At 70.0% G+C, this 25,424-nt stretch carries 22 protein-coding genes and 3 tRNA genes; 16 read left to right on the forward strand and 9 right to left on the reverse strand.

Going from position 1 to position 25,424, the window contains the following annotated elements; all coding sequences use genetic code 11:
* Position 1 precedes the first annotated feature (1 nt).
* Genes G6N60_RS04975 through usfY form a run of 4 tightly spaced genes read left to right on the forward strand, consistent with a single transcriptional unit; the run spans position 2 to position 4,617 of the window.
* Positions 2-838 carry an ABC transporter permease gene (locus G6N60_RS04975; protein ID WP_163743479.1) on the forward strand — a complete coding sequence of 279 codons (837 nt, stop codon included), beginning with the start codon at positions 2-4 and terminating at the stop codon, positions 836-838.
* A gap of 5 nt (positions 839-843) precedes the next feature.
* Positions 844-1,578 carry an ABC transporter ATP-binding protein gene (locus tag G6N60_RS04980; protein ID WP_163743481.1) on the forward strand — a complete coding sequence of 245 codons (735 nt, stop codon included), beginning with the start codon at positions 844-846 and terminating at the stop codon, positions 1,576-1,578.
* A complete protein-coding gene (locus G6N60_RS04985; RefSeq protein ID WP_163733372.1) occupies positions 1,578-4,259 on the forward strand; it encodes a fumarate reductase/succinate dehydrogenase flavoprotein subunit in 2,682 nt (893 codons plus the stop codon). The genes G6N60_RS04980 and G6N60_RS04985 overlap by 1 nt, the downstream gene beginning before the upstream one ends.
* A 55-nt stretch (positions 4,260-4,314) precedes the next feature.
* The gene (gene usfY / locus G6N60_RS04990; RefSeq protein WP_163733375.1) at positions 4,315-4,617 is read left to right on the forward strand and encodes a protein UsfY; all 303 of its coding nucleotides are present in this window, start codon (positions 4,315-4,317) and stop codon (positions 4,615-4,617) included.
* Here the strand turns inward: usfY and G6N60_RS04995 are convergent.
* Both G6N60_RS04995 and G6N60_RS05000 read right to left on the reverse strand, forming a co-directional pair.
* On the reverse strand, positions 4,614-4,973 hold the full coding sequence (locus G6N60_RS04995) for a hypothetical protein (RefSeq protein ID WP_163733378.1): 360 nt from the start codon (positions 4,971-4,973) through the stop codon (positions 4,614-4,616). The two genes, usfY and G6N60_RS04995, sit on opposite strands and share 4 nt — an antisense overlap.
* A gap of 61 nt (positions 4,974-5,034) precedes the next feature.
* Positions 5,035-5,376: a GNAT family N-acetyltransferase gene (locus tag G6N60_RS05000; protein WP_246240324.1), complete on the reverse strand. Its 342-nt coding sequence runs from the start codon at positions 5,374-5,376 to the stop codon at positions 5,035-5,037.
* 58 nt (positions 5,377-5,434) lie between these two features.
* Here G6N60_RS05000 and G6N60_RS05005 point away from each other — a divergent pair, with 58 nt between their 5' ends.
* On the forward strand, positions 5,435-5,890 hold the full coding sequence (locus G6N60_RS05005) for a carboxymuconolactone decarboxylase family protein (RefSeq protein ID WP_163733381.1): 456 nt from the start codon (positions 5,435-5,437) through the stop codon (positions 5,888-5,890).
* Positions 5,891-6,461: 571 nt separating this feature from the next.
* Here the strand turns inward: G6N60_RS05005 and recD are convergent.
* Genes recD through recC form a run of 3 tightly spaced genes read right to left on the reverse strand, consistent with a single transcriptional unit; the run spans position 6,462 to position 14,766 of the window.
* The gene (gene recD / locus G6N60_RS05010; RefSeq protein ID WP_163743486.1) at positions 6,462-8,132 is read right to left on the reverse strand and encodes an exodeoxyribonuclease V subunit alpha; all 1,671 of its coding nucleotides are present in this window, start codon (positions 8,130-8,132) and stop codon (positions 6,462-6,464) included.
* Between the two features lie 56 nt (positions 8,133-8,188).
* Positions 8,189-11,485, reverse strand: coding sequence for an exodeoxyribonuclease V subunit beta (gene recB, locus G6N60_RS05015; RefSeq protein WP_163733384.1), 3,297 nt, complete (start codon positions 11,483-11,485; stop codon positions 8,189-8,191).
* Positions 11,485-14,766 (reverse strand): exodeoxyribonuclease V subunit gamma, encoded by a 3,282-nt coding sequence (gene recC, locus G6N60_RS05020; RefSeq protein ID WP_163733386.1) that lies wholly within the window; start codon positions 14,764-14,766, stop codon positions 11,485-11,487. Before recC ends, recB begins: the two co-directional genes overlap by 1 nt.
* Positions 14,767-14,878: 112 nt before the next feature.
* Here recC and G6N60_RS05025 point away from each other — a divergent pair, with 112 nt between their 5' ends.
* The 4 genes from G6N60_RS05025 to G6N60_RS05040 all read left to right on the forward strand — a co-directional run bounded on the left by G6N60_RS05025 (position 14,879) and on the right by G6N60_RS05040 (position 19,490).
* A complete protein-coding gene (locus G6N60_RS05025) occupies positions 14,879-17,311 on the forward strand; it encodes an AAA family ATPase (protein ID WP_163733389.1) in 2,433 nt (810 codons plus the stop codon).
* Entirely contained in the window at positions 17,308-17,661 is a 354-nt protein-coding gene (locus G6N60_RS05030; RefSeq protein ID WP_163733392.1) for a hypothetical protein, read from the forward strand. Before G6N60_RS05025 ends, G6N60_RS05030 begins: the two co-directional genes overlap by 4 nt.
* Before the next feature lie 96 nt (positions 17,662-17,757).
* Positions 17,758-18,519 (forward strand): hypothetical protein, encoded by a 762-nt coding sequence (locus G6N60_RS05035; protein ID WP_163733395.1) that lies wholly within the window; start codon positions 17,758-17,760, stop codon positions 18,517-18,519.
* A 2-nt stretch (positions 18,520-18,521) separates the two neighbouring features.
* The gene (locus G6N60_RS05040) at positions 18,522-19,490 is read left to right on the forward strand and encodes a TIGR03560 family F420-dependent LLM class oxidoreductase (RefSeq protein WP_163733397.1); all 969 of its coding nucleotides are present in this window, start codon (positions 18,522-18,524) and stop codon (positions 19,488-19,490) included.
* A gap of 6 nt (positions 19,491-19,496) precedes the next feature.
* Here G6N60_RS05040 and G6N60_RS05045 read toward each other — a convergent pair whose 3' ends face one another.
* The 4 genes from G6N60_RS05045 to G6N60_RS05060 form a co-directional block, all read right to left on the reverse strand.
* The gene (locus tag G6N60_RS05045; protein ID WP_163733401.1) at positions 19,497-20,207 is read right to left on the reverse strand and encodes a crotonase/enoyl-CoA hydratase family protein; all 711 of its coding nucleotides are present in this window, start codon (positions 20,205-20,207) and stop codon (positions 19,497-19,499) included.
* A 40-nt stretch (positions 20,208-20,247) separates the two neighbouring features.
* Positions 20,248-21,072 carry a DUF8453 domain-containing protein gene (locus G6N60_RS05050; protein WP_163733404.1) on the reverse strand — a complete coding sequence of 275 codons (825 nt, stop codon included), beginning with the start codon at positions 21,070-21,072 and terminating at the stop codon, positions 20,248-20,250.
* A 161-nt stretch (positions 21,073-21,233) separates the two neighbouring features.
* The gene (locus G6N60_RS05055; RefSeq protein WP_163733407.1) at positions 21,234-22,322 is read right to left on the reverse strand and encodes a DUF4352 domain-containing protein; all 1,089 of its coding nucleotides are present in this window, start codon (positions 22,320-22,322) and stop codon (positions 21,234-21,236) included.
* 100 nt (positions 22,323-22,422) lie between these two features.
* A complete protein-coding gene (locus tag G6N60_RS05060) occupies positions 22,423-23,148 on the reverse strand; it encodes an MBL fold metallo-hydrolase (protein ID WP_163733410.1) in 726 nt (241 codons plus the stop codon).
* A 148-nt stretch (positions 23,149-23,296) separates the two neighbouring features.
* Between G6N60_RS05060 and G6N60_RS05065 the strand changes: the two genes are divergently transcribed.
* The 7 genes from G6N60_RS05065 to G6N60_RS05095 all read left to right on the forward strand — a co-directional run bounded on the left by G6N60_RS05065 (position 23,297) and on the right by G6N60_RS05095 (position 25,357).
* Positions 23,297-23,369 (forward strand) — tRNA-Thr (locus tag G6N60_RS05065).
* A 39-nt stretch (positions 23,370-23,408) separates the two neighbouring features.
* Positions 23,409-23,482: transfer RNA gene (locus tag G6N60_RS05070), tRNA-Met, on the forward strand.
* A 39-nt stretch (positions 23,483-23,521) separates the two neighbouring features.
* The gene (gene rpmG, locus G6N60_RS05075) at positions 23,522-23,689 is read left to right on the forward strand and encodes a 50S ribosomal protein L33 (RefSeq protein ID WP_163733413.1); all 168 of its coding nucleotides are present in this window, start codon (positions 23,522-23,524) and stop codon (positions 23,687-23,689) included.
* A gap of 41 nt (positions 23,690-23,730) precedes the next feature.
* Positions 23,731-24,207, forward strand: coding sequence for a (3R)-hydroxyacyl-ACP dehydratase subunit HadA (gene hadA / locus G6N60_RS05080; RefSeq protein WP_163733416.1), 477 nt, complete (start codon positions 23,731-23,733; stop codon positions 24,205-24,207).
* Positions 24,194-24,622, forward strand: a complete 429-nt coding sequence (gene hadB / locus G6N60_RS05085; RefSeq protein ID WP_163733418.1) for a (3R)-hydroxyacyl-ACP dehydratase subunit HadB — start codon at positions 24,194-24,196, stop codon at positions 24,620-24,622. Before hadA ends, hadB begins: the two co-directional genes overlap by 14 nt.
* 3 nt (positions 24,623-24,625) lie before the next feature.
* Complete coding sequence (gene hadC / locus G6N60_RS05090; protein WP_163733421.1) at positions 24,626-25,135, forward strand: (3R)-hydroxyacyl-ACP dehydratase subunit HadC; 510 nt, start codon at positions 24,626-24,628, stop codon at positions 25,133-25,135.
* Positions 25,136-25,284: 149 nt separating this feature from the next.
* Positions 25,285-25,357: transfer RNA gene (locus tag G6N60_RS05095), tRNA-Trp, on the forward strand.
* Positions 25,358-25,424 lie beyond the last annotated feature (67 nt).

Genomic DNA, 25,424 nt, shown 5'->3' on the forward strand with positions numbered 1-25,424 from the left:
GATGCTGGTGCAGGACGCGCCCGCCGTCGCCGTCAGAGTGCGTGGCAGGGCGCCGCGACGCGCATGGCCCTCCTGGCTGGTGCGCGTCGCCTCGGTAGTCGCGGCCATTGCACTGTGGCAGGTGTTGACCGCCAACCACATTCGGTTCCTCCTGCGTTTCGACACGCTGCCGACGGTGACCGACATCGTCACGGCATTCGCGCATCGACTGGGTACTCAGGATTACTGGCTCGACCTCGGTCAGTCGCTGATTCGCATCCTCACCGGCTTCGCGCTCGCGGCGGTCGCCGGAGTGGTCACCGGGATCGTGCTCGGGCGCTCGCGGGCGGGGGCCAACGTGCTGGGCCCGCTCACCGAACTGGCGCGGCCCATCCCCGCGATCGCGCTCGTCCCCGTCGCGATCCTGCTGTTCCCCAGTGACGAGGCGGGCATCGTCTTCATCACGTTCCTCGCCGCGTACTTCCCGATCATGGTCAGCACGCGGCACGCCGTCCGCGCTTTGCCGACCCTCTGGGAGGACTCGGTGCGCACGCTCGGGGGCAGCCGCTGGGACGTGCTGACCCGCGTGGTGCTCCCCGGCATCCTGCCCGGCGTGTTCGGTGGATTGTCGGTCGGCATCGGCGTGGCCTGGATCTGCGTCATCTCCGCGGAGATGATCTCGGGCCGGCTCGGAGTGGGCTACCGCACCTGGCAGGCCTACACCGTGCTGGCCTATCCCGACGTGTTCGTCGGCATCATCACCATCGGCGTCCTGGGCTTCCTGACCTCTGCCGCAGTCGAAGTGGTCGGTCGACGCGTGACGCGCTGGCTGCCTCGCGGTGAGGAGGACCGGCGGTGACCGGCATGGCGCTGACGCTCGACGGTGTCGTGCTCGGCTACGGTGGCGATCCGGTCGTCGACGGGCTCGACCTCGACGTGCGACCCGGGGAGATCATGGTGCTGACGGGGCCCTCGGGGTGCGGCAAGTCGACCGTGCTGCGCGCCCTGGCCGGACTGCTTCCGCCCGACGCGGGCGAGATCCGCGCCGACGACGCTCGCGTCGTGTCGACCTCTCGCGACCGCGCCATGGTCTTCCAGGACAACGCGCTATTACCCTGGCGCACAGTACGATCCAACGTCGAGCTGGCACTCGGTCTTGCGGGCCGTCCGCGACGGGGTCGGCGCGACGAGGCGCTGCGCTGGATCGCCGACGTCGGCCTGACCGGGTTCGAGGACTACCTGCCCAAGAGTCTGTCCGGCGGCATGCGCCAGCGCGTGCAACTCGCCCGCGGTCTGGCGGGGGCTCCTCGCGCAGTCATGATGGACGAGCCGTTCGGCGCGCTGGACACCCAGACCCGAGCCCTCATGCAGCGGTTGCTGATCGACACGTGGCGGGCGCATCCGACGACCATCGTCTTCGTCACCCACGACGTCGACGAGGCCTTGCTCATCGGTGACCGCATCGCCGTACTCGGTCGGGCGGGTGAGCCGTTGCGTGCCCTGCTCGACGTGCCGTCGCCCCGTGACCCCGGTGGCGTCCGCACCACACTGCGTGCCGAAGTCATTGCCGCCCTCGACAATTCGGAGTTGATCAGCTGATGCAGATACCCGATGTCGCCGACGCCGTTAGGCTGGACTGCGACGTGCTCGTCATCGGCGGCGGCACCGCGGGCACCATGGCCGCGCTCACCGCCGCCGAGCAGGGCGCCCAGGTGTTGCTGTTGGAGAAGGCGCACGTCCGGCATTCCGGCGCGCTCGCCATGGGCATGGACGGGGTGAACAACGCCGTCATCCCCGGCAAGGCCACACCAGAGGACTACGTCGCGGAGATCACGCGCGCCAACGACGGAATCGTCAACCAGCGCACCGTGTATCAGACGGCGACGCGCGGCTTCGCGATGGTCCAGCGGCTCGAGCGTTATGGCGTGAAGTTCGAGAAGGACGAGCATGGCGAATATGCCGTGCGGCGGGTGCACCGGTCGGGCTCGTACGTGCTGCCGATGCCCGAGGGCAAGGACGTCAAGAAGGCGCTGTATCGCGTTCTGCGGCAACGCAACATGCGCGAGAAGATCCGCATCGAGAACCGTTTCGTGCCGGTGCGGGTGCTGACGTCCGAGGGGCGCGCGGTCGGGGCAGTCGCATTGAACAGCCGCACGGGCGAATTTGTCGTCGTCGGCGCGAAGGCCGTCATCCTCGCCACCGGACCGTGCGGCCGGCTGGGCCTACCCGCGTCGGGCTACCTCTACGGCACCTACGAGAACCCGACCAACGCCGGCGACGGCTACTCGATGGCGTATCACGCAGGCGCCGAACTGTCGGGTATCGAGTGTTTTCAGATCAACCCGTTGATCAAGGACTACAACGGGCCCGCCTGCGCCTACGTCGCCAACCCGTTCGGCGGGTATCAGGTCAACGCGCAGGGCGAGCGGTTCGTCGACTCCGACTACTGGTCGGGGCAGATGATGGCGGAGGTCCGCAGCGAGATCGAATCCGCCCGGGGCCCCATCTACTTGAAGGTCAGCCACCTGCCCGACGAGACGCTGAGCACGCTCGAGGGCATCCTGCACACCACCGAGCGGCCCACCCGCGGCACGTTCCACACCAACCGCGGGCACGACTACCGCACGCACGACATCGAGATGCACATCTCCGAGATCGGGCTCTGCAGTGGACATTCGGCGTCGGGGGTTTGGGTCGACGAGAACGCCCGCACCACCGTCCCCGGGTTGTATGCAGCCGGCGACCTGGCCTGCGTGCCGCACAACTACATGATTGGCGCGTTCGTGTACGGCGAGTTGGCAGGCTCCCACGCGGCGTCAACACTTGATGACGTCCCCTCGCCCGGCGTCCTCCCCGCCGACCAGATCGGCGATGCCCACGACCTGATCTACCGACCACTGCGCCATCCCGACGGACCACCGCAGCCACAGGTCGAGTACAAGCTGCGGCGCTTCGTCAACGACTATGTCGCACCCCCGAAGACGGCCGCGAAGCTGTCGTTGGCCGTGCAGACCTTCGAGCGGATGCGCGATGAGGTGGCCGACATCGGCGCGACCACGCCGCACGAACTGCTGCGGGCCGTCGAGGTGTCATTCATCCGCGATTGCGCCGAGATGGCGGCGCGCTCGTCGCTGACGCGGACGGAGTCGCGGTGGGGGCTCTACCACGACCGCAGTGACCTGCCCGATCGCGACGATGTCGAGTGGCGCTACCACCTGAACCTCCGCAAGACCGCTGACGGCATGGAGTTCCTCAAGCGTCCCGTCGCTCCGTACTTCGTGCCGGTGCCCGGACTGGACGAATTGCCCAGCGGCGACACCGATCCCATTCCCGTGCGTCAGCCGGATCTCGTCGGAGGGCAGGCGCCGGCCAGTGACGTATCGCGGGTGATCGATGCCGCCGCGGTGCAACCGCCGTCGCCGCGGATCGCGCAGGTGCTCGCGCTCGACGAGCCGAGCGTCGCCGACCTGCAGCCCTACCTGCGCGACACCGATCCCGGCGTGCGCCGCACCGCCGTCGACGTGCTGACCGAACACCTCGCCGACGGATATGCGCCAGCACTCGTCGCCGCGTTGGCCGACGAGCATGCCGAGGTCCGGCGGATCGCCGCCGACGGCATCCGCGAACTCGTCGAGGTGCTGCCCGACCCGGGTGCCCTCGCTCCGGCGCTGGACTCCGAGGACCCGGTGGTCCGCAGCGTGGCGGTGTGCGTGTCGAGCGCCCGCTCGGTCGGGAACGCCGCGCAGTATCGGCGTGCGCTTGCCGATCGCGACCACCGCGTGCGGATCGAGGCAGTTCGCGCGTTGGTGTCGATCGACGATGCCGACGGGGTCGCCACGGCGTTGGGGGACGCGAATCGCGAGGTGCGCATCGCCGTCGCCAACGGTCTGGGCACCCTCGGCACCGGTGCGGCCGCCCTGCGGAGCCTCGTCGAGGACCGTGACCCGCTGGTGCGGGCGGCCGCACTCGCCGCGATGGGCAGCGTCGAGTGGGGCGATGGCGACGCACTCGCCGTCGAAGGCGCACTCGCCGCGTCGGCCTGGCAGATTCGCCAGGGCGCGGCGAGGGCGCTGGCCGGGGCGCCGTCGCCGTCGACCGCGGTGCCCCCGCTCTCGCGCGCCTTGGCCGACCCGCACCTCGACGTGCGCAAGGCCGCGGTGCTGAGTCTGACGCGGTGGGCGGCCTCGGAGGCAGCCGCGCGCGACGCCCTGACCAGTGCCTTGCACGATGGCGACGCCGACGTGCGCGCGTACGCACGGCAGGCCCTGAGTGCTGTGTGACCTGACTCACAATCCAGCGTATGCTTGAACGTCTCTCCATCGAAGGGAGACGGACATGAAGAGCGCACATCGCGATCCCGTCGATCACTCCCGCACCACGCAACCGCATGCTGGCGAGTCCTTCATCGACACCCTGTGGTTGCCGGGACTCGGCCTCATTCTGCTCGGCACCGTGACCATCGCGGGGTTCATCGCCGCCACCGCGTACGGCCATTCCGAGCTGACCCTGCCGCTGGGCTTCCTCGCGGGCGCGCTGGTGACGGCGGGAGCGATCCTCATCGCCATCGAGCACCAGCGCGTCAAGCGCGTCGAAAAGTTGTGGTGGGCCGAGCATCCGAGAGCTCACCCGCGGATCTAGCCTGACCCGTCGCTCGTCGCATGCTCTGCCGGAGGAACATCCGAAGTGCCCGCCTCTGAGCGAATTCGGCACGCCCGCGTACGAAGCTCCAGCACGCGGTGGTGGATTCGATACTCGGTCGAGCGGGGCACCTCGAACGGCCGGTACGTTCCTCGGCCCACTCGACAGACCCTGCCGCGGGCCATCTCCCAACGCAAGGCGTCCGATACCGACTTGGGGGGATCCCCGACGATGACGAAGCCCTGCTCGGTCAGTCCCTCGATCAGAGTGGTGATGCTGCAGCGGCCGTTCTGCAGCAGATAGTTGGTCAATGCGTAGCGCAGTTCGGTGCCACGGAGCGTTCGCGATTCGTCCATGTCCGCACCATGCCACGTTGGTGTGACAATCCCAGTTCGCTTCTGGACGAACGACTTTCAGCTACGTTGCCAGGCCGAGCGAGTCCAGGATCTCCCGCGTCGGGCGGTCCGCGATGCCCGCAAACTCGGGGTGCTTTCTGACGTAGGCGAGCACCGTCGGGCACACCGGCACGATGCGCAAACCCTCCTCGCGCGTCGCGGCCAGCGCATCGGCGATGACGATGCTAGCCAGACCGCGTCCGCCGAACGCCTCGTCGACCTCCGTGTGGTAGAACACCCGCTGCCCGGGGCGGTCGGCAAAGGCGGTGAGCCCCACTGTCTTTCCGTCGACCGCGACGGTGAACCGGCCGTCCTCGCGCGTGACGGTGACGGGGGCGCCGGTCTTGTCAGTCAGGTCGGCCACGGCCTTCCTTCCGCTGCGTAGGATCGATATGACACTACCTCGAAGGCAAAGGCGCGTGATGGACACCGAGCACCTGCACGTCGACAAGCAGTCACCCGCGGCCTACAAGTCGTTGGTCGGGGTGTCTACCGCAGTGTTCGCGCTGGCCGCTGAGGCCGGACTGTCCCGCGCTGTGGTCGAGCTGATCAACGTTCGGGTCTCGCAACTCAACGGCTGCCCGTCGTGCCTCGAGGTCCACCATCGCAAGGCGGTCGCGGCCGGGGTCACCGACAAGCAACTCGCCACGCTGTCGGTGTGGCGCGACACCGAGTTGTTCGACGAACGCGAGCGGGCCGCGCTCCGGCTCGCCGAGATCACCACCGTGTTGCCCGACCACGACACCGCCGACCGCGAATATGCCCGCGCGCGAGAGGTTCTCACCGACGACGAGCTGTCCGCGGCCGTCTGGGTGGCCACCGCCATCAACGCGTTCAACCGCGTGTCGATTCTCAGTAGACACCCCGTCCGACCCTGAGGCCGGGCGCGCGTTGCGTGCGTGTATCGGGCGCGTCGGCGTTCGCGGCTTCCGGGGATACACGCACCTGCCCACCTCTGAGCGAATTGGTGTGCGGTCCCGGCGCCGGATTCGCTCAGAGGTGGGCAATGAGGTGTGCGCCTGGAGCGTCGCGGGGTGGTTGGTTGGCGCAGCGCGGGGGGCGTTGCCATGCGGTGCGGTGCGGTGCGCGCCTGGCGGAGGCGGGGCGGGTCTGCGCGGGTTGCGGTGCGTGTTCGGGCGCCTCGGCGTTCGCCGGTTCCGGGGGATGCATGCAGCTGCCCACCTTTGAGCGAATTGGTGGCGGTCGGTCCCCGTGCTGAATTCGCTCAGAGGTGGGCAATGAGGGGTGCCCGCGGAGCGTGGCGGGGTACGAGGACGGATTCGCTCAGAGGTGGGCAATGAAGTGTGTGCTTGGAGCGTGGCGGGGTGGGGCGGCGGGAGCGTGGCGGGAACCCCGTGCCGGATTCGCTCGAAGGTGGGCAATGAGGTGTGCGCTCGGAGCGTGGCAGGGTTTGGGGCGCAGGGACGGAGCGGGGCGCGGCGGCCTGGCTCACTCGCGTAGGCGCAGCGCCAGGCCGGTGGCCCGTACGGCGCGCTTCTCGATCGCCGCTCGGACCTCGTCAGCGGACCCGACCACGCGCACCTTGGCCTTGGCTCGAGTGACGGCCGTGTAGAACAACTCTCGGGTCAGCAGCCGCGAGTCGACGGGGGGCATGAGCACCGTCACCTCGGCGGCCTGGGAGCCCTGGCTCTTGTGGATCGTCATCGCGTACATGGTCTCGAGGTCCGGCAGCCGGCTGGTCGCGAACTCGCGTGCCGCGGCCGCACCGGCGATCGCGGCACGCAGGCCTTCTGGTCCGTTCACGGTGACGCCGGTATCGCCGTTGTACAGCTGCAGCCCATAGTCGTTGGCGGTCACCAACACCGGACGACCGACGTACCAGTCCGACCAGATCGGCTCGCCCGTCGACTCCGTCAACCACCGCTCGACCTGGCGGTTCCAGTGCTGCACACCGTGCGGTCCGCGGCGGTGCGCACACAGCAGGCGGTGTTCGTCCAGCGTCGCCAGTGCGGTGTTCGCGTCGCCGAGAATGGCCGCCTGGCGCAACGACATCGCCTGTGGGAGCAGAACTTCGCGCAGGGGGTCCGACGGGTCCGCGACGTCCAGCCACTCGACGTGGTTGCCGCCGGCGGCCAACACCGCGAGCGCGGCGTCGGCGTCCCCGGTGCGAATCGCCGCCGCGAGCGCGCCGATGGACTCGCCGAACCGGTGCGACGTCTGCAGCGCGACCACGGGTGAGCCGGCACCCGCACCGAGGCCGTCGACCAGGTCCGCCAACACCGCGCCGGCGTCCACCGACGCCAGCTGGTCGGGGTCGCCGACGAGGAGCAGTCGCGACTGCGGCCGCACCGCCTCCAGCAGCCTCGCCATCATCGTCAGCGACACCATCGACGTCTCGTCGACGACGATGACGTCGTGCGGCAGCCGATTGCCACGATGGTGCCGAAAGCGCGACGAGCTGTCGGGTCTACTTCCGAGCAGCCGGTGCAGCGTCGTCGCCTGCAGCCCCGACAGCCGACGCTGATCCACCAGATCCAGCTTGTCGATCTCCAGCTGCACGGCCTCCTGCAAGCGCGCGGCCGCCTTGCCGGTCGGCGCCGCCAGCGCGATGCGCAACCGCGCCCCCGAGCCTGGCTGGCCCGCAAACAGCGCCAGCAGCCGCGCGACGGTCGTCGTCTTGCCGGTGCCCGGTCCGCCCGTCAGGACCGTAACCCGTTGCGACAGCGCGATTTCGGCGGCTGCGCGCTGCTCGTCGTAGCCGGCGGGGAAGAGGCGTTCGACGTCGACGGCCGGTTCCTCGGCGCGACGCGACACCATCGTCCGCAGGTCGTCGGCTACCTGCTGCTCCTCGCGCCAATATCGGTCGAGGTACAGCAGGTCCGCCTGGCGGCGCAGGACGTGCGGCGGCTGCAGCAGCGGGCTGGCCCACACCGCGTCGAGCCAGCCGTCGACCGCGGGCCACGGCAGGTCGGGCTCGTCGACCTGGGCCCGCACCGCGCGCAGGTCCAGACACACCGACCCGGCCCGCAGGCCACGCACCACGAGGGCGACCGCCAGCGTCACGCGCTCGTCGGTCTCGTCGGCGAGTGCGCTCAACCGCTGAGCCACGAGCACGTCGGCCGCGTCGAGGACCCCGGCCTCGTTGAAGACGGCCAGCAGCCCGGCCGCGGCGACGGCCCTGCGCCGGTCCGCGGCGTCCACCGGTTCGACCGACGTCACGCGGACCGCCCCGTGTCAAGCAGCTCGGACGTCGCCACGATGAGCGACGCCGGCGGTTGCCAGTCGAAGACGCCTGCGGTGTGGCCATCGACGATTGGCGTATCCGCGCCGCACATTCCACGCACGAACAGGTACAGCACGCCGCCGAGGTGACGCTGCGGGTCGTAGCCCGGTTGACGCCACCGCAGGAAGCGGTGCAACACGACGCTGTACAGCAGCGCCTGCAGCGGATAGTCCGAGTGCAGCATGGCCTCGACGAGCCGGGCGCGCTCGTAGTCCGCGGACGTCAGTTCGCCATCGCCGTCGCCGAGCCAGTTCGACTTGTAGTCGACCACCACGTAGCGGGGTCCCTCGGGGGAGGACAGGCGCAGCACCGCGTCGATCGAACCGTTGAGATACCCGCGCAGCGACTGGCCGCCCAGCGCGGCGCCGGTCAGCCGGTCGGCGTAGGAGATGAGGGGATCGTCGGCGGGCAGGTGCTCGGCCACCAGGCGGCCGACGTCGCGCAAATGAATCCGCGGCGCGGTGGATCGGAGATCACCGCCGGCGAGTGGGAACTCGAAGTCCAACTCGCGCAACCGGTCTCGCAGTCCGACCTGGCGCAGGGTCACGTCGCCCGCGAGGGGGCCGAGCGGCGTGTCGTGCATCGGCACCAGTGCGGCGGCCAGATCCTCGGTGGGCACGTCGACCGGCCACCACACCGAGTGCTGGCGGATCTGGACCGCCAACTCCTCCGCCAGATCGCCGGCGAAGGGGTCGGCGGTCTCCAACACCGCGTGCATCAGCGTGCCGAACGTGGCGCCCTTGGGTAGCTCGGCCATCGGTGACGGCACCTGGGGGCCGCTGGGCGGTTCCAGTAGCGGGAGATCGCCGACCTCGTCGTCGAGCGCAACGACCTCGGGCTCGCTGCTCACCCCGGGCGTCTCGGTCGCCCTGATGAGCCCCGAGTACGAGGTGCGCCGCCACGTCGTGTCGATGGAGCGGTGAAAGTGCCTGGCCTCCAAGCCCGTTGGCGCCGGGTCGGCGGGCGGAGGCGGCACCGGGATCAGCACCGACTCCTCGAGCGTCGGTCCGCCGACGGCCTCCCACTCCCGCAACCGCGCGAAGGCGTCATCGTCGTTGATCTTGGGTGGCGTGCACCGGTTGGGGACGACGAGCTCGCCGGGCCGTCGACCGCGCAGCAGCCGCGACAGCCCGCCATTGGGCTCGTCGGCGGCGGGCGCCCACCACGCCACCACCTGGGCCTGCGCCCGCGTCATCGCGACGTAGGTCAGTCGGCTGTCGTCCCCGGCGGACTCCTCGCGGCCGATGCGTTCGACCTCGCGGTAATCCGGGCTCTCCTTGCCGCCGACGTGCAGGCAGCGCGTCGAGCCGTCGTGGAACAGGATCAGGTCGCGCTCCTGGACGTTGCGGTTGAAGGCGAACGGTAGGTAGACGACCGGATATTGCAACCCCTTGCTGGCCCACACCGTCATGATCTGCACCGCTGCGGCGTCGCTGTCCAGCCTGCGATTGCGTTCGCCGGCGCCGCCGCGGTCCTCGCGCTCGGAGCGCAGCCAGTCCCGCAGCGCCGGCAGCGTATGGCGCTCGCGATGCGCGACGTCCTGGAGCAGCTGCGTCATGTGCGCCAGGTCGGTCATGTGCCGCTCGCCGTCGCGCCACGACAGCACGCGATCGCCCATGCCCGCCAGTTGGGCGGCCTCGAAGATGGCGGCGACACCGCGCTCGCGGGCATGACCCGCCCACTCCCGCAACGTCTCTGCGATCGCGTCGGTCAGCGCGTCGCCCCCGTCGACCAGCTCTTGGGCGGTCTTGCCGAAGAACATCGTCGCTGCGGCCGCGCGGACCACCCCGGCGCGGTGCGGCTGGTCGAACGCCTCGAGCAGGGACAGCCAGTCGTCGGCGGCTTCGGAGGCGAAGATGTCCGAATCGCCGGTGTATACGGCCGGGATCCCGGCCCGCCCCAGCGCGCGCTGGCACAGTCGCGCGTCCAGATGCCGCTCGACGATGACCGCGACGTCGCCGGCGCGCACCGGCGCGCCGTCGAACTCGGCGCCGCTCGCGAGCAGGGCCCCGATGTCGTTGGCGAGATCCCTGCCGATGTGCTCGCGGAAGTCGGCAATCGGGACGTTCTGAGTTCCCCGGCGGCCGAACGGTTCTCGGCGTACCATTCGCAACCGGAACGGCTCGCCGCGCGGGGCGCCCGTCAACCGCGAGCCGCGGTTGGCCGCCTCCACGTCGTGCACGACGATCGCGGGGGCGCCGAGTTGCGCGCCCCGCAGCACGGCCTGTAGCGCGTCGACGAGCACGCTGTCGCTGCGCCAGTTGGTGCCGAGTGTCTTCTTGGCGCCCGCGGTGTCGGCTGCCTTCAGGTAGGTGACGATGTCACCCCCGCGAAACGCGTAGATCGCCTGCTTGGGATCGCCGATCAGGACGACCGTCGAGCGGTGGCTGAATGCCCGGTCGATGATCTGCCACTGCACGGGATCGGTGTCCTGAAATTCGTCGACCATCACGATGGGCCAGCGCTGGTGCATACGCTGCCGGGCGGGGGAGTCCTCGGCGTCGAGCGCATCGGCCAGCCGCGTCAGCAGGTCGTCGTAGCCGAGGATGCCGAGTCGGCGCTTGCGGGTCTCCAGTTCGGCCAGCACGTCTTTGGCGAACCCGACGCGGACCGCGGCCGTCGAATCGGGTGGCGGGTCCAGCGGCCGCAGCTGCGTGGCGGGGTTGCTCACGACCTCGCGCGCGAGCTTAAGCGCGTCGGGGTAGGACAGTTCCGGATCGTCGTGCTGACGCCCGAAGTGTGCGAGATACAGGTCGTCGACGACCTCGGTGACGTGGTCGAGGAGACTCTCCACCAGGGTGACGCGGGAGTCGGAATCACCAGCCACGCCAAGCGATTTGAGCACCAGCTGGCAGAACTGGTGGGTGGTGGCGATCGTCGCGGAGTCGAAGGTGGCCAACGCGTCGCGCAACCGCTCGCGCCTGTCGTGACGCTCCTCGTCGGATCCCTTCACGAGGTGGGCCACCAGATCGTTGTCGCCGATGAGGGAGGGGTCGTCGAATGCGGCTGCGGCCTCGGTGATTTGGCGACGGACCCGGTCGCGGAGCTCCTGGCTCGCCGACCGGCTGAACGTGATGAGCAGCATCTGATCGAGCGTCGCGGCACCCTCGGCGACGTACCGCGTCACCAGACCGGCCAGCGCGAACGTCTTGCCCGTGCCCGCGCTCGCCTCCAGCACGGTCGTCGAACCCGTCGCGGGTAGGGGGCCCAGCAGATCGAATCGGTCCATCAGAGCAGCACTTCCGCCCGCAGTAGCGGGAGCCAGAGCCGCGCGGCGTAGGCCCCCAGCCGATGGGTCTCGCCGTCGACGCCTTCACCGGGTCGCAGCGGCTGCATGAGCTCTCGCAGCCCGGCGTTGGCCCCCCAGGCTCGAACGTGGGCGGGTTCCGCGTCCTCCGCCGGGTACTTGGACGACTTCCATCTGAAGGTGGCCTCCCGCTCGGGGTCTGCGCCCTCGTGGCGGGCGGCCGCCCAGGCGTAGGACGTCTTGATGGGCAGGGGTAGCGGCTCGCGGCGGCCGGCGTCGTAGATCGCCACCAGGTCGCGCAGCACGTCGACGGCGGGGTCGTGAGGCGCCACGAGACCCCGCTGCGCCGGTGTGCCCGGCCGGCGGTCGCGCCCAATGCACACCGCCGACCACTCGCGCTGCGGGTGGTGAGCGAGCAACGCCAGCAAGGGAATCCACGACGCGAGCAGATGCTTGCCGTCGAGCCGGGAGTACGTCACCGACACCAGGTGCTCGCCGAACACCGGTGCCACCGTGCCCGTCAGGCGACGGCCCGCGCCGAGATCGACGTCGACGTCATGGGCATCCGGCTCGGGCGTGCGGTACGCCAGCGCGGTGAGCGCCAATTGCCGTGCCTGATCGCGGATCTCGGTGGCCTTGCGCCAGCCCAGCTGTCCCGGCGGCAGGGTGCCGCGGCGCCACTCGGCCTGCCGGGCGTCATCGGGTGACATGCCGCGCAGCATGTCGCCCAGCATTCGGTCGCCGACCGACCACTGTTCGAGGGCGTCGATGTCGACGGAGATCTCGTCGGAGACGCCGTCGACGTCCCACGGCAGGGTGTAGTCCAGCGCGCGGAAGAAGCCCTTGACGGGGTCCTTGAAGAACGCGACGAGGTCGGCGAGGGCGACGTCGCCGTGTGGCTGCGCGGGCAGCGGGCCGTCGACGAACTTCGGCTGCGGGGAGCGCTCCCGCGTGCTGGCGCGCGCAGCGTTGAGGACCGTGGTGTCGAACGTGAACGGTACGTCGGGGACGAGCTCGCCGGGCATGACGTTGCGAATGTCGAAGGGCTGCAACGGATGATGGACGACGACGTGCTCGCGCACGCTGTCCGGCGTCGTGGCGTCGAGCGCGTCGAGCAGCTCGGCCAGCGGCACGGCGGGCGGCCGGGGCTGACCCGTCTGTGCGTTGGCGCCGGTGTAGGTGATGACCAGCTTCTCGGTGGCCGCCCCGACCGCGTCGAGCAGGAGTTGGCGGTCCTCGGAGCGAGTGTCGCGCTCGCCGGTGACGGGATGACGGGCCAGCGCGTCGTCACCGTCGATGACGCCCTGGCGGGGGAACACGCCGTCGTCGAGTCCGACCAGGCACACGACGCGGTGGGGCACCGAACGCATCGGCACCATCGTGCACACCGTCAGCGTGCCCGTCCGGAAGTTCGCCCGCGTCGGGCGCCCCGCGAGGCGACGGTCCAGCATGGCCTTGACGTCGGACAGCCGCAGCACCGTGCCCGCACGCTCTCCCGCATCGACGAGCACCTGGCCGAACTCCCGTTCCAGCTGGCTGGTCTGCCACGCGTCGGCGTCGGCGACCCTCGTCATCATCGCGATGCCCTCGGTCAGGGCGTGCAGCCAGTCGTCGAGCGGGTGGTCCCCGGTCAACGCCTCGACGGTCCGCTGGAGTCGGTCGACGAACTCGGCGAGTTGACCGGCCAGCTCGATCCGGTTGCTGCCCACGTCGTCGAGCGGCAGCGTCGATCCGATCCAGGCGTGCGCGTCGTCGGACATCGCGACGCCCGCGAGCACCCTGTCGATGCCGAAACGCCAGGTGTTGTGCACGAAGTCGACGCCGTAGGGCTGCCGGTGCTGCTGATCGAAACCCCAGCGCACGTTGGCCTGACGCACCCAGCGGGTGATGTCTTCGAGGTCGTCGTCGGTGAAGCCGAACCGCGCCCGCACCGGCGCGGCCTGCGCGAGATCGAGCACCTCGCTGGCGGTCACCCGGCTGCCTGCCAACGCCAGCAGTTGCGACGCGACGCCCAGCAGCGGATTGGTCTGCACCAGCGAGCGATCGGCGAGCCGCATCCGCAGCCGGTGGGCCGGATGCGCGCCGGGCAGGACGTCGCCGAGGCCGAAGTCGGCGTTGATTAGCGGTGCGTACGCCTCGACGTCCGGGCACATGACGAGGATGTCGCGGGGCTCCAGCGTCGGGTCGTCGGCGAGCAGGCCGAGCAGCACCTCGCGCAGCACGTCCACCTGCCGGGCTTCGCCGTGGCACGCGTGGACCTGAACCGACCGGTCAGCTGTCGAATGTGAGCGGTCCTGCGGCCCAACGGCATTCGCGGCGATGTCGGATTGCAGCCAGCCGAGCAGGGTCGCCGGGTAGTCGCGCGCGCCGAGGTACTCGTCGGTGCGGGGTCCGGCGGGCAGGCCGCGCTGCAGCTCGCGCAGATCCCGCCCGAGCGTCGCCAGCAGGGGGTGGTGCACGACGCGATGACTGGTGTCGGAGCGTCGCGGGACGGCGCCGTGCAGATCGGACAGCGCGCGCCACAGTGCGTCGCTGGGATGGGGCAGCCAGAGGTGGACGTCGTGGTGGGTGGCGAGGGCGCCGAGGAGTTCGATCTCGGTGACGGGCAACCTGGTGTGCCCGAACAGCGACAGCCGCTCGGGCAGGTCCAGTGGCGAGTCATGAAGGCGGGCAACGGTTTCACGCTGTCGAACGTGGGGCGGGGCGGCGGACATGCGCTCGGTGAGCGCACGCCACAGCGGCGGTTGCCAGGTCAGGTCGGCGTCCAGTCCGGTGGTGTCCCCGTCGAGCCAGCCGGCGAGCAGCTGGGGGCGTTGCCGCGCGTAGGACGCGAAGAGTGCCGCAAGGCGGCGCGCCACGGCGTAGCGCCTGCCCTGACGCAGCTCGCGTTCCTCACCGGCGTCGAAGTGGCCGAGATGGGCCGCCAAGGTCCGGCACCACGGCTCGTCGAGACAGTCGTCGATGACCTCGAGCAGCGGCCACACCATCGCGTCCGGCGCCCACGGATCGTCGTCGGCGGTGCCCGTGATCTCCGCGATCAGCGAACCCGGGTTCCGGAACTCGACCCCCGCGCACACGCCGTCCGCCCCGGTGCCCCGGCCGAGCAGGTGCGACAGCCGCTGGCTCAGCCACCGCTCGACCCCGCGCGCCGGCACGAGCACCAATTCCATGGCGAACGCGTCGTCGAGCGGGTGGGAGAGCAGGCGGCCGAGCCCCTCGGCAAGGAGATCCGTGCGCTCGGCACGGTGGAGGTGAAGACCCATCGCCGCCAGCCTAAGCTCCCGCACCGACACGGGTGCCCGGAAATGGTGGCGGCTACCGACGGCCGGCGGAAACCCGGTCCCCGGCGGTCACCTCCCGTTAGGGTCGACGACGATGGCCGACGAACAGCTCAGGGACTACGTCCTGCAACGCGCCGACGACGACGAGGGCCTCAGCGAGCACGCGCGGCTGGTCGTGCTCGCCACGTTCGGCGAGCCCGGCGATCTGGCCGAGGTGCTCAGTGCCGATGCCACCCCGCAGCGCGTCGTCGACGCGCTCAATGCGCCGGAGCCGGAGCCGGAGACTCCCGTCGGCGCCTATCTGACTTCCATTGCGGTGCAAGGCTTTCGGGGCATCGGCGCCCACCTCGAGTTGCCACTGCACCCCGGCCCCGGGCTGGTGATCGTGGCGGGCCGCAACGGCTCCGGCAAGTCCACGCTGGCCGAGGGACTCGAGCTCGCGCTGACCGGCGTGAACTCGCGGTGGGCGCACAAGGGCAAGGTGTGGTCGCAGGTCTGGCGCAACCTGCACGCGGGTGATCCCGCGACGATCCGCGTCGGCCTCGCCGAGCAGGGCCGCGGCGCGACCGTCGTGGGCGTCGACTGGCCGCCCGGCGACGTCGCGGTGACCGACCTGAGGCGCTGGGTGCAGCGCGCCGGTCGCAAGCAGGACGACCCCGCCGTACTGGGGTGGTCGAACGCGCTCGCGATGTATCGACCGATGCTCAGCTACGACGAGCTGGGCGGCATCCTGGACGGCGCGCCGAGCGAGTTCTACGACCAGCTCTACAAGCTGCTGGGCCTCGAACAGCTGACGGTCGCGATGGCCCGCCTCGACGCCGAGGTCAAGGCGCTCAGGGAACCGAGCGCCGTGCTGAAGAAGTCCCGCGACGCGTTGCGGCCGATTTTGCAGGCCCACGACGACGAGCGCGCGGCGACGGCCCTGGCCCTGATCGGCACGACCACACCCGACCTCGGTGCGGTCGCCGCGTTGATCACCGACGGCGGCGCGACGGCACCGGGAGCGTGGCGCCAGGCCGCGACGCTGACGATGCCGGAGGCCGACGAGGTCGAGCAGGCCGCCGCGGCCCTGCGCACCGCCGGCGCCGCGCAGGCCGACGCGGAACGCACCGCGGATGCCCTTGCCGCCGACCGGGTTCAGTTCCTGGAGACGAGTCTGGAGTTCCACGACCGGCACGGCACGCAGCCCTGCCCGGTGTGCGCCGAGGGCACGCTCGACGACGCGTGGGTGGTGCGGGCCCGCGCCGCGCTGGCCGCCGAACAGGAGGCCGCCAGCTCGCTGCGGGTGGCGCGGTCGGCCACACACCGGGCGCGTCAGACGCTCGTCGCACTCGTCCGCGGAGTGCCTGCCCCGCCCGCCGAGGACGCCGACCTGACGACGATCGCGGCGGCACGCCTGGCCTACGCGTCGTTCTCGGCACTGCCGCTCGACGACGACGGTGCCCTCGCCGACCACGTCGTGGCAGGTCTACCCGCTCTGCGAATGGCGTACGACGCGCTGCGGGAGGAGGCCGCAGGCCGCATCGACGTCCGCGACGACGCCTGGCATCCGGTGGCCGTCGACCTGGCCGCGTGGGTCAAGCACGCCGAGGCCAGCGCGGCCGCCGCCCCGAAGCTCAAGATCGCCACCGAAGCCCAGAAGTGGTTGCAGGACAACGCCGCAACGCTGCGCAACGAGCGACTCGCGCCCCTCGCCGACGAGGCGCGCGAGATCTGGGCGGCGCTGCGGCAGGAGAGCAACGTCGACCTCGCCGCGATCCGGCTGGCGGGGCAGAAGACCAGCCGGCGCGTCGAACTGCGGGCCGGCGTCGACGGCGCCGACACCGAGGCGCTCGGCGTGATGAGCCAGGGCGAACTGCAGGCGCTGGCGCTCGCGGTCTTCATCCCGCGCGCCACCTCCGACGAGAGCCCGTTCCGATTCGTCGTCCTCGACGATCCCATCCAGGCGATGGACCCGTCGAAGATCGAGGGCTTCCTGTCGGTCCTCGTCGGGTTGGCGGCCGATCGGCAGGTCGTCGTCTTCACCCATGACGACCGGTTGCCCGCCGCCGTCCGGCGCTCGTCGGCGCCCGCACGCATCATCGACGTCACGCGAAGCATCAATTCCGTTGTCAGCGTCCATGATTCACTGAACCCCGCCACGCGGGCCCTGGACGACGCCTACCGGATCGCACGGGACGACGCGGTCCCCGACGAGGTGAAGAGGAGGGCGGTCGGCGTGCTGTGCCGGGAGGCGTTCGAGGCGACGCTGTGGGACGTCTACGCGTCGCGCGGATTCGGGCGAGGCGTGGCGACCGCGGACGTCGAAGACGCGTGGGAGGCCGCTACCACCATCCGCACACGGATCGCGCTGGCCCTCGGCGCCGACGCCAACGACGTTGGCGCAGTGGACACGTGGCTCGATCGCCGGACGGCGCACAGGATCGCCCTCGCGGTCGTCAACAAGGGCGTGCATCAGGGGGTGCACGACTTCGTCGAGGCCATCAGGAACGTGCGAGCCGCCGTCGGCGATCTCGGCCGGCGATGAGCGACCGCGCCGCGCTGCTGGACTACGCCGAGCAGATCCTCGACGGAGCGGTCGACCTCGGCCCGCGGTCGGCTCGCGTCGCGGCATTGCTGGCCCGCAGTGCCTTCGAGGACTGGCTCGACGAACAGCATCCCTGGGTCGTCCCGTCGGCGCGGCGACCCACCACCGCCTCCAAACTCGTGGCGCTGTGCACGCGTGACGACCCCGCCACCGGCTACCGCGCGCAACGTGCCTGGGCCCACCTGAGCCGCGCGTGCCATCACCACGCCTACGAGCTGCAGCCCTCGGCCACCGAGGTGCGCCACCTGGTCGCCGAGGTGCGTGATCTCGACGCGGGTGGGGTGCGCTGACCGCATTGCCAGGCTTCGCCGAGGTGATTCGCAGCGTGTCCGACGACCCTGACCGGGTACGTGGAGGAATGGACCGGCAGAGGAGGTGCATCGACCATGACGTATCGCTTCGACGACCAGACGCGCGAGGTCCCCGCACCGACCGAACGGCTGGGCCGGCGCCCGGGGTATGACGACGCGTTGGCCTGGTCGCAGGAGGAGCCCGCCACCGACGACCTGCTGCCCTACGAGGATGGCGACACCTTCGTCGAGCAACTGGACCCGCCCGAGCAGCCCAGCCTGGGCTTCGACCCGCGCTGGTGGCAGCGGCTTCCGGTGCTGGCGTTCGCCGCGGCGACGATCGCGCTGCTGGTGGTCGGAAGCGCGGCCATCGTGCTGACCGCCGACCTGCACGCTCCGGTGTCCGCTCCAGCGCCCCAGCCCAAGCCCGCCCCGCCCCCGCCGAGCGCGCCACCGTCGAGCGCGCCACCGCCGGTTCAGAACGTCGCGCCGCCCCCGGCGCCCGCCCCCACGGTGCAGCAGAGCCGGCCGGTCGTGACGGTGACGCGCGATCGACCGGTCAAGCCCACCAGGCGCGCCACGCCGACCGCGACGGCCACCCCGACCGCGACCGCCACGCCGACCGCGACGCCGACGGTCACCGCGCCCCCGACGAGCGCAGCGCCCCCGCCGCCGCCCGACACGTCGACCGCGCCGCCGATGACGACGGCGTATCTGAGAGTGCCGTTCGTACCGGTGCCCATTCCGATCAAGGTTCCGGCGAACCCGAATCAGCCTCCGCAGTATCAGCAGCAGTACCCGCAGTACCCGTATGGACAGTCGCCGTACGGTCAGTCGCCCTACGGGCAGTACCCCTAGGCATGGACTTCCGGCTCTGGAGCGGTCCGAACAACGGCGCCACCTACGACGATCTGCTGCGCTCGGCCCAACTGGCGGAGACACTCGGGTACAGCGGCTACTTCCTGGCCGACCACCTGTCGCCCTTCGTCGGCGACGGGCTGCCGGGCCCGACGGACGTCTGGACGACGCTGGCGGGCCTGGCGCGCGAGACCTCGCGAATTCGGTTGGGTCCGTTGGTGACGTCGGCGACGTTCCGGCATCCAGGTCAGCTGGCGATCGTCGTGGCCCAGGTGGACGCCATGAGTGGCGGTCGCGTCGACTTCGGCATCGGCGCCGGCTACTTCGAGGCCGAGCACCGCGCGTACGGGATCCCGTTTCCGCCCGCGGGCGAGCGGTTCGACCGGCTGGAGGAGTCGCTGGAGGCGATGACGGGCCTGTGGCAGACCCCGGCAGGGCAGCGCTACCGGTTCGCGGGCGCGCACGTTCACATCGACGTCTCCGACGCGCCGCCGGTGCCGCTGCAGCAGCCGTGGCCCCCGATCATCGTCGGGGGCACGGGGCGCAAGCGCACACCGGCGATCGCGGCGCGCTACGCCGACGAGTTCAACCTGCAGACCACGCGGCGGCGGGCCCCGGTGCCGGAGGACTGGCTCAAGACCCGCGACGTCGCCGCCCAGATCGAGCGGGTCCGCACCGCGGCGGAGGCCGCCGGGCGAGATCCCGGGGCCATCACGTTCTCGATGAGCGCGGCCATCGGCGTCGGGCGCACGTCCGCCGAGGCCGCCGATCGTCTGGATGCCCGGCATTACGGGGACCAGACGTTCGACGGCGCCGCCTTCCACGGCTCGCCCGCCGAGGTGGTCGACGCGTTCGGGCCGTACGTCGACATGGGCATCGACCGCGTCTACGTGCGGGCGCCCATCCGTGTCGAGGCCCTGGCCGACAACTTCGAACTGCTGGCGGCCGAGGTGGCCCGCCAGCTGGTCTGAGGGCGGCTAGCTCGCGGTGAACTCCGCGGGCAGGCCGTCGATGCCCGCTTGTATGGCGGCGATCGCCTCCTTGCGCGCCTTCAGCTTGCTGGCGCGGTGCGCTATGGCGTGCAGTCCCGTGGCCTCGACGGCGACGTCGTGGGCCCGTGCCAGCACGTTGCCGTCCTCGACGATCTCGTCGAGCCAGCCGGCAGCGACGGCCTCGGGGCCGGTGAACACCGCGGCCATCGACACCGCGCGGGAGAACGCCGCACGCGTCAGGCGGGCGCGCATGATCTCGATCGCGGAGATGGGCAGGACCATGCCGATGGCGACCTCGTTGGCCTGGCACCGCGAGCTGGGGGAGCCGACCCGGTGATCGCCGCTCAGCAGGAGGAACGAGCCCATCGCGATCGCTGGGCCCGTCGCGGCGATGACGACCGGCACCGGGAAGCTCAGCAGCCGGATGGACAGCTCGAATCCGCCGGACAGCATCCCGAGGGCAGCGGCCGCGTCGCCGGAGTTGAACACGCTGAGGTCGAAGCCCGCGCTGAAGACCCGCGAATTACCGGCCAGCACGACGGCCTTCACCTCGCCCGCGGCGGCGGCCTGCTCGGCGCGGTCGAGCGCCTCGTTGACGTGGTGCTGCATCGCCGGCGACAGCGCGTTCACCTTGCCGTCGTCGAGCGTGATCGTGGCGACGGAATCGGTCAGCGCGTACGTGGCGGTGCTCGTCATGGGGTCCTGACGTCGAAGAGACGGGTCGTGCCGATCGTACTTAGCCCATGCGGGCCGAATGGCGCCCGCTCACCCCGTTGGTCGTCCACGGCAGGTCCAGCTCGGTGGTCTGATCCAATTGCGTTGTGCGCCAACGGTCCTGGGTCTCGGCGACGGCCCTGTTCATCCGGTCGATCTCGGCGCGGAAGACGTCGGGCCGGGTCTCCTTGGACGCGTAGTGGAAGTAGGTCAGCAGACTGCGCAGCAATTCCAGCTTCTGCTTCTCGCGCTTGGCCAGGTCGTGCGTGGTCATCAGCTCGATGCGCTGTACCGGCTGCAGCGTGGTCCAGTCGAGGCTGAACGCGGTCTGAAACGTCGTGCCCCTGCTGCGGCGACCCGAGTCGCGGCGCGGGCGGTCGGAATAGGTCAGCGACCCGTCGAACCGGTCACCGATCGCGCCACCGAGCTCCTCCCGGCTGATCGCGGAGTCCCACACCGTTCGCCATTCTTGGCCAGGAGCTAAAAATGGGAGTTCGCTGGGGAGATCGAGCTCGGCAATCTCGGGAGGGCGATCGAACGGGGTGTCCTCATACGCCGCGACGGTGGGATGGTCGACGAAGTCGAGGTGGATGTCATGCGCGGCGGTCTGGCCGAAGTTCCTGACCACCAGCTCGATGACGTGCCAGTCCGAGGCGTGCGGTTCCATGAACATCGTGACCTGGGGCCGCACCTGCTCGGCTCTGAGCTGGCGGTTCTTCGTCAGCTGGCGGTGGGCCCACACCAAGGCGACGACAAGGAGGGCCAGCGCCGCCCATGCCGCGATCGCAAGCCAGCCCGCCGAGCCGAGCGTCGTGAGATCGTGCCAGCGGTTCCTGATCCAGTCCACCCCGTCCCCCTTCGTCGATCTGCCGGCTCAGCGCTTCGCTAGCAATGACGAACGTCATGGACACGAAAGTTGCTGACCCTCGGGGGAGGTTACCCCGCGAGGGGACGGGACGCGACCCTCGCCGGAGGTCGCCGAAGGGGCCGGGCCACGCCCGGCGTCGCCTACTGCAGCGGCAGCGTGACGCCCGGCGTCGTCGGGTCGGCATGCAACACGATCGAGTCCGGGACCGTGCCCGCCGGGACGTCGAACACCAGGGGCGTCTGCACCTTGGCGCCCGGTGCGATCGTGGCGGTCGTGCCGCCGAGGAAGGCGGTGGCCTCGTCGTCGACGGGGTAGGTCGTCCCGGCCGCGGTGAGTTGCTGGAAGGCCGCGGTGAACGTCAGCGGCGCCGTGCCGGTGTTGGACACGTTGGCGTACACGACGTAGAAGAGGCCGTCGGCGGACGACTGGACGGTGTCGCTGACCGACGAGGTGATGGTGTCGCCGGTTTCGGTGCCCTCCACCGAGAACGTGTAGTCGCCGTCGCTGCCCTCGCCAGGGGTGGGCACGGGGGTCGGCGTCGGCGACTCCGCCGTCGCGGACGCCGAAGGTGAAGTGGCAGAGGAGGATTCGGTCGACGAGGTCGACGACGCGGTGGATGTCGGGCCCGACGACGTCGCGGTCGGGCCACTGTGGTGACCCACGACGAGCACGACCACCACGGCGATGGCGATCAGGATGACGGCGGCCCCGCCGAGGATGGCCGCCACGAGCTTCTTGTTGACGCCCTGCTCGGGCGGACCGGCGGGCGGGACGTCGCCGTATCCGGGCGGGCCGTAGGACGGCGGCGCGCCATACGGCGGCCCGCCCGCGTAGGAGGGCGTCTCGAAGGACGGGGTCTCGGAGGCGGGCGTCTCGTAGGGGGGCGCCTCGAACGCCGTCGTGCTCGCCGGCGACTCGAACGCGGGCTTCTCGAATGCCGTCGTGCTCGCGGGCGACTCGGTCTGGCTCGGATCGCGCGTGGGGTCGTCCCAGGACGGCATCGGCGCATCCCACGCCGAGGACGGCGGCACGGCCGGTTCGGGAGCGTCGTGCGCTCCCCGCGGATGCGTGTCGTAGGGCTGTGCGGGTTCCTGCTGCCGCGGGGCGTCCTGTTCGCGGGGTGGCGCGTACGGCGCGGGGGCGCGGTATTCGGTCCACCTGGTGCCGTCCCAGTACCGCAGACCGGCCGGGTTCTCCGGATCCGGGTACCAATCGGCAGGTGTGGTCATCGCACGGCCCTCCCCGATCCTGCGCCCCGCGGACGCTGCGCACCGAACTTAGCGCAGGCCGTGAGGCGACGCGCTACTTCGGATCACCGGTGTGCCCGGGTCAACCGCCCATCGCCAGACGCCACTGATCGAGATTGCTGGCGCGGTAGACGTAGTTCGACGCCCGCACGACGGACAGCGGGGCGCTCGGATCGGCGGAGTACCAGTGGCCCGGGTACACCGTCGGGTCGCCCGGCAGCGTCGCCAGCGCCTGCAGGCTGCGGAACATGTCGTCGACGTTGCCGCCGGGGAAGTCGGTGCGCCCGCAGCCCTCCAGGAAGAGGGTGTCGCCGGCGACGAGTCGGCCGTCGAGCAGGAAGCACTGGCTGCCCGGGGTGTGTCCCGGTGTGTGCAGCAATTCGATCTCGACGTCTCCGACGGCGACCTTGTCGCCGTGCTCGTGGGAGGTGAGGTCGCCGAGCGGGATGCCGGTGATGCGGGAGACCCAGTCGGCCTCGTGGGTGTTGACGTGGACCGGCACGCTGACGCGCTCCAACAGTTCGGCCAGACCCTTGAGTTCGAAGCCCATCATCGATCCGCCGACGTGGTCGGGGTGGTGGTGGCTGACGAGCACGCCGGACAGGTGCATGCCGTCGGATTCCAGCGCGTCGAGCAGATCGTTGGCGGCGTAGGCCGGATCGACCACGACGCAGTCGCCGGTCTCGCGGTCTCCGATGAGGTAGGCGAAGTTGCGCATCTGCTGGGCGATGACGTCGCTCGCGGCGAAGTCCCTGCCGGAGAGCAGCTGCTTGAAGTACAGACGGTCCTGGTCGGTTGGGCTGGCCATGACCCAAGGGTAGGGGGAGGGGGCGACGCCGACCGACGCGGCGGGGCGGTGGAGCAGGGGTTCGAATCGGCCCTGACGAAGCGGTTTGGCTCCGGTATCGGCGAGAATGTACCCTCTTTAAGGCTTGCGGGGTCGCCCGCAGCTGACTGCCCCCTTAGCTCAGTCGGTAGAGCGTTTCCATGGTAAGGAAAAGGTCAACGGTTCGATTCCGTTAGGGGGCTCGGTGGACAGGCAGGCAACGCCCGCCTGGACCGGTCCGGGGCGGTGTAGCTCAGCTGGTTAGAGCGCACGACTCATAATCGTGAGGTCGGGGGATCGAGCCCCCCCACCGCTACAAGACGACAACGCAAGAGAATCAAGAAGGACGACAGACGTGGCCTCGAGTACAGACGTACGGCCCAAGATCACCTTGGCCTGTGAGGTGTGCAAGCACCGCAACTACATCACGAAGAAGAACCGGCGCAACGATCCCGATCGCCTCGAGATCAAGAAGTTCTGCCCGAACTGCGGCACGCACCGTGCGCACAAGGAATCGCGTTAGCGGACGCCGCTCGGGTTCGGCAGATTTGAGGAACTGACTACGTGCCGCTGTCCTCGAGCATCATCGGGATGCACTATCGCTATCCCGACTTCTACGAAGTCGGGCGCGAGAAGGTCCGCGAGTACGCCGTGGCGGTCAAGAACGAGGACGCCGCCTACCACGACGAGGATGCCGCGGCCGCCCTTGGGCACGACTCGCTGCCGGCGCCGCTGACCTTCATCTCGGTCTTCGGATACCAGGCGCAGACGGCCTTCTTCGCCAACGCGAACATCGGCATCACCGACGCGCAGATCGTGCAGGTCGACCAGGAGCTCAAGATCCTGCTCCCGATCAAGGTGGGCGACCGGCTGCACTGCGACGTCTACGTCCACGCCTACCGGCAGGCGCACGGGACCGACATCATCGTCACGAAGAACATCATCACCAACGACAAGGGTGAGGCCGTGCAGGAGACCTACACGACCCTGGCCGGTCGTTCGGACGAAAGCGGAGAGGGCTTTTCCAATGGCACTGCGTGAGTTCAGTTCGGTGCAGGTGGGTGACCAGCTGCCCGAGCGCGTCATCCCGTTGACCCGGACGGACCTGGTGAACTACGCCGGGGTGTCCGGCGACCTGAACCCGATCCACTGGGACGACGACATCGCCAAGCAGGTCGGTCTGGACACCGCGATCGCCCACGGCATGCTGACGATGGGCCTCGGGGGTGGCTACGTGACCTCCTGGATCGGCGATCCGGCCGCGGTGACCGAGTACAACGTGCGCTTCACCGCCGTCGTGCCCGTCCCCAACGACGGCGTCGGCGCCGAGATCGTGTTCAGTGGTCGCGTGAAATCCGTTGACCCCGAGAGCAAGTCGATCGTCATCGCACTGTCGGCCACCACGGGCGGGAAGAAGATCTTCGGACGCGCCACGGCAACAGCGAAGCTGGCGTAGGCGGTGCCGCTCAAGGCCGACGTCCTTGGGATGGTCCACCACTATCCGGAAAGCTTCACCATCGGTCGCGAGCAGGTTCGCCAGTACGCGCGAGCGATCAAGGCCGACGACCCGGCCACCTTCGACGAGCAGGCCGCCGCCGAGCTCGGCCACGACAACATCATCGCGTCGCTGACCTTCCCGTCCATCCTGGCGCTGCTGGTGCAGCAGGACTTCTTCCGCAAGGTCGACGTCGGCATGACCACGATGCAGATCGTCCAGGTGGATCAGAAATTCGTCTTCCACCGGCCGCTCAAGGTGGGTGAGACGCTGCGGGCGTCGCTGGAGATTCAGTCGGTGACCGAGCGCTTCGGCGCCGACATCGTGGTCACGCGCAGCGTCTGCGTCAACGAGCACGGCGACGTCGTCCTCGAGGGTTTCACCACGCTGATGGGCCACGAGGGCGACAACTCGGTGCAGATCCAGTGGGATGCCGAGAGCGGTCAGGTCGTGCGTACCGCGGCGAAGGATTAGTAACTCAGAACAGGGCCGTTGTACACTCGGTCCTCGGGGTTTTACCCAGTTCAGCGCGCTGTCCGTCGGTTACTGATCGGCCGTCGGGGGGCGCGTGAATTGTGTAGGGCCCTGAACGGCAAGGACCCTGCCAGCAGTGCCGTTCGCGAAGGGGCGTAGCTCAACTGGCAGAGCAGCGGTCTCCAAAACCGCAGGTTGCAGGTTCAAGTCCTGTCGCCCCTGCTCAACTCAATAAGCGAAAAGCGTGGACACTGGAAGGTGACCACCCGGGAACCCGACGAAAGGCATG

The organism is Mycolicibacterium madagascariense (assembly GCF_010729665.1).
Classification (GTDB): domain Bacteria; phylum Actinomycetota; class Actinomycetes; order Mycobacteriales; family Mycobacteriaceae; genus Mycobacterium; species Mycobacterium madagascariense.

What these genes read in the sequence shown, in the direction of transcription:
- G6N60_RS04975 (WP_163743479.1), top strand. Translation starts at nt 2, where the DNA reads ATGCTGGTGCAGGACGCGCCCGCCGTCGCCGTCAGAGTGCGTGGCAGG.
- G6N60_RS04980 (WP_163743481.1), top strand. Translation starts at nt 844, where the DNA reads ATGGCGCTGACGCTCGACGGTGTCGTGCTCGGCTACGGTGGCGATCCG.
- G6N60_RS04985 (WP_163733372.1), top strand. Translation starts at nt 1,578, where the DNA reads ATGCAGATACCCGATGTCGCCGACGCCGTTAGGCTGGACTGCGACGTG.
- usfY (WP_163733375.1), top strand. Translation starts at nt 4,315, where the DNA reads ATGAAGAGCGCACATCGCGATCCCGTCGATCACTCCCGCACCACGCAA.
- G6N60_RS04995 (WP_163733378.1), bottom strand. Translation starts at nt 4,973, where the DNA reads ATGGACGAATCGCGAACGCTCCGTGGCACCGAACTGCGCTACGCATTG.
- G6N60_RS05005 (WP_163733381.1), top strand. Translation starts at nt 5,435, where the DNA reads ATGGACACCGAGCACCTGCACGTCGACAAGCAGTCACCCGCGGCCTAC.
- recB (WP_163733384.1), bottom strand. Translation starts at nt 11,485, where the DNA reads ATGGACCGATTCGATCTGCTGGGCCCCCTACCCGCGACGGGTTCGACG.
- recC (WP_163733386.1), bottom strand. Translation starts at nt 14,766, where the DNA reads ATGGGTCTTCACCTCCACCGTGCCGAGCGCACGGATCTCCTTGCCGAG.
- G6N60_RS05025 (WP_163733389.1), top strand. Translation starts at nt 14,879, where the DNA reads ATGGCCGACGAACAGCTCAGGGACTACGTCCTGCAACGCGCCGACGAC.
- G6N60_RS05030 (WP_163733392.1), top strand. Translation starts at nt 17,308, where the DNA reads ATGAGCGACCGCGCCGCGCTGCTGGACTACGCCGAGCAGATCCTCGAC.
- G6N60_RS05035 (WP_163733395.1), top strand. Translation starts at nt 17,758, where the DNA reads ATGACGTATCGCTTCGACGACCAGACGCGCGAGGTCCCCGCACCGACC.
- G6N60_RS05040 (WP_163733397.1), top strand. Translation starts at nt 18,522, where the DNA reads ATGGACTTCCGGCTCTGGAGCGGTCCGAACAACGGCGCCACCTACGAC.
- G6N60_RS05045 (WP_163733401.1), bottom strand. Translation starts at nt 20,207, where the DNA reads ATGACGAGCACCGCCACGTACGCGCTGACCGATTCCGTCGCCACGATC.
- G6N60_RS05055 (WP_163733407.1), bottom strand. Translation starts at nt 22,322, where the DNA reads ATGACCACACCTGCCGATTGGTACCCGGATCCGGAGAACCCGGCCGGT.
- G6N60_RS05060 (WP_163733410.1), bottom strand. Translation starts at nt 23,148, where the DNA reads ATGGCCAGCCCAACCGACCAGGACCGTCTGTACTTCAAGCAGCTGCTC.
- hadB (WP_163733418.1), top strand. Translation starts at nt 24,194, where the DNA reads ATGGCACTGCGTGAGTTCAGTTCGGTGCAGGTGGGTGACCAGCTGCCC.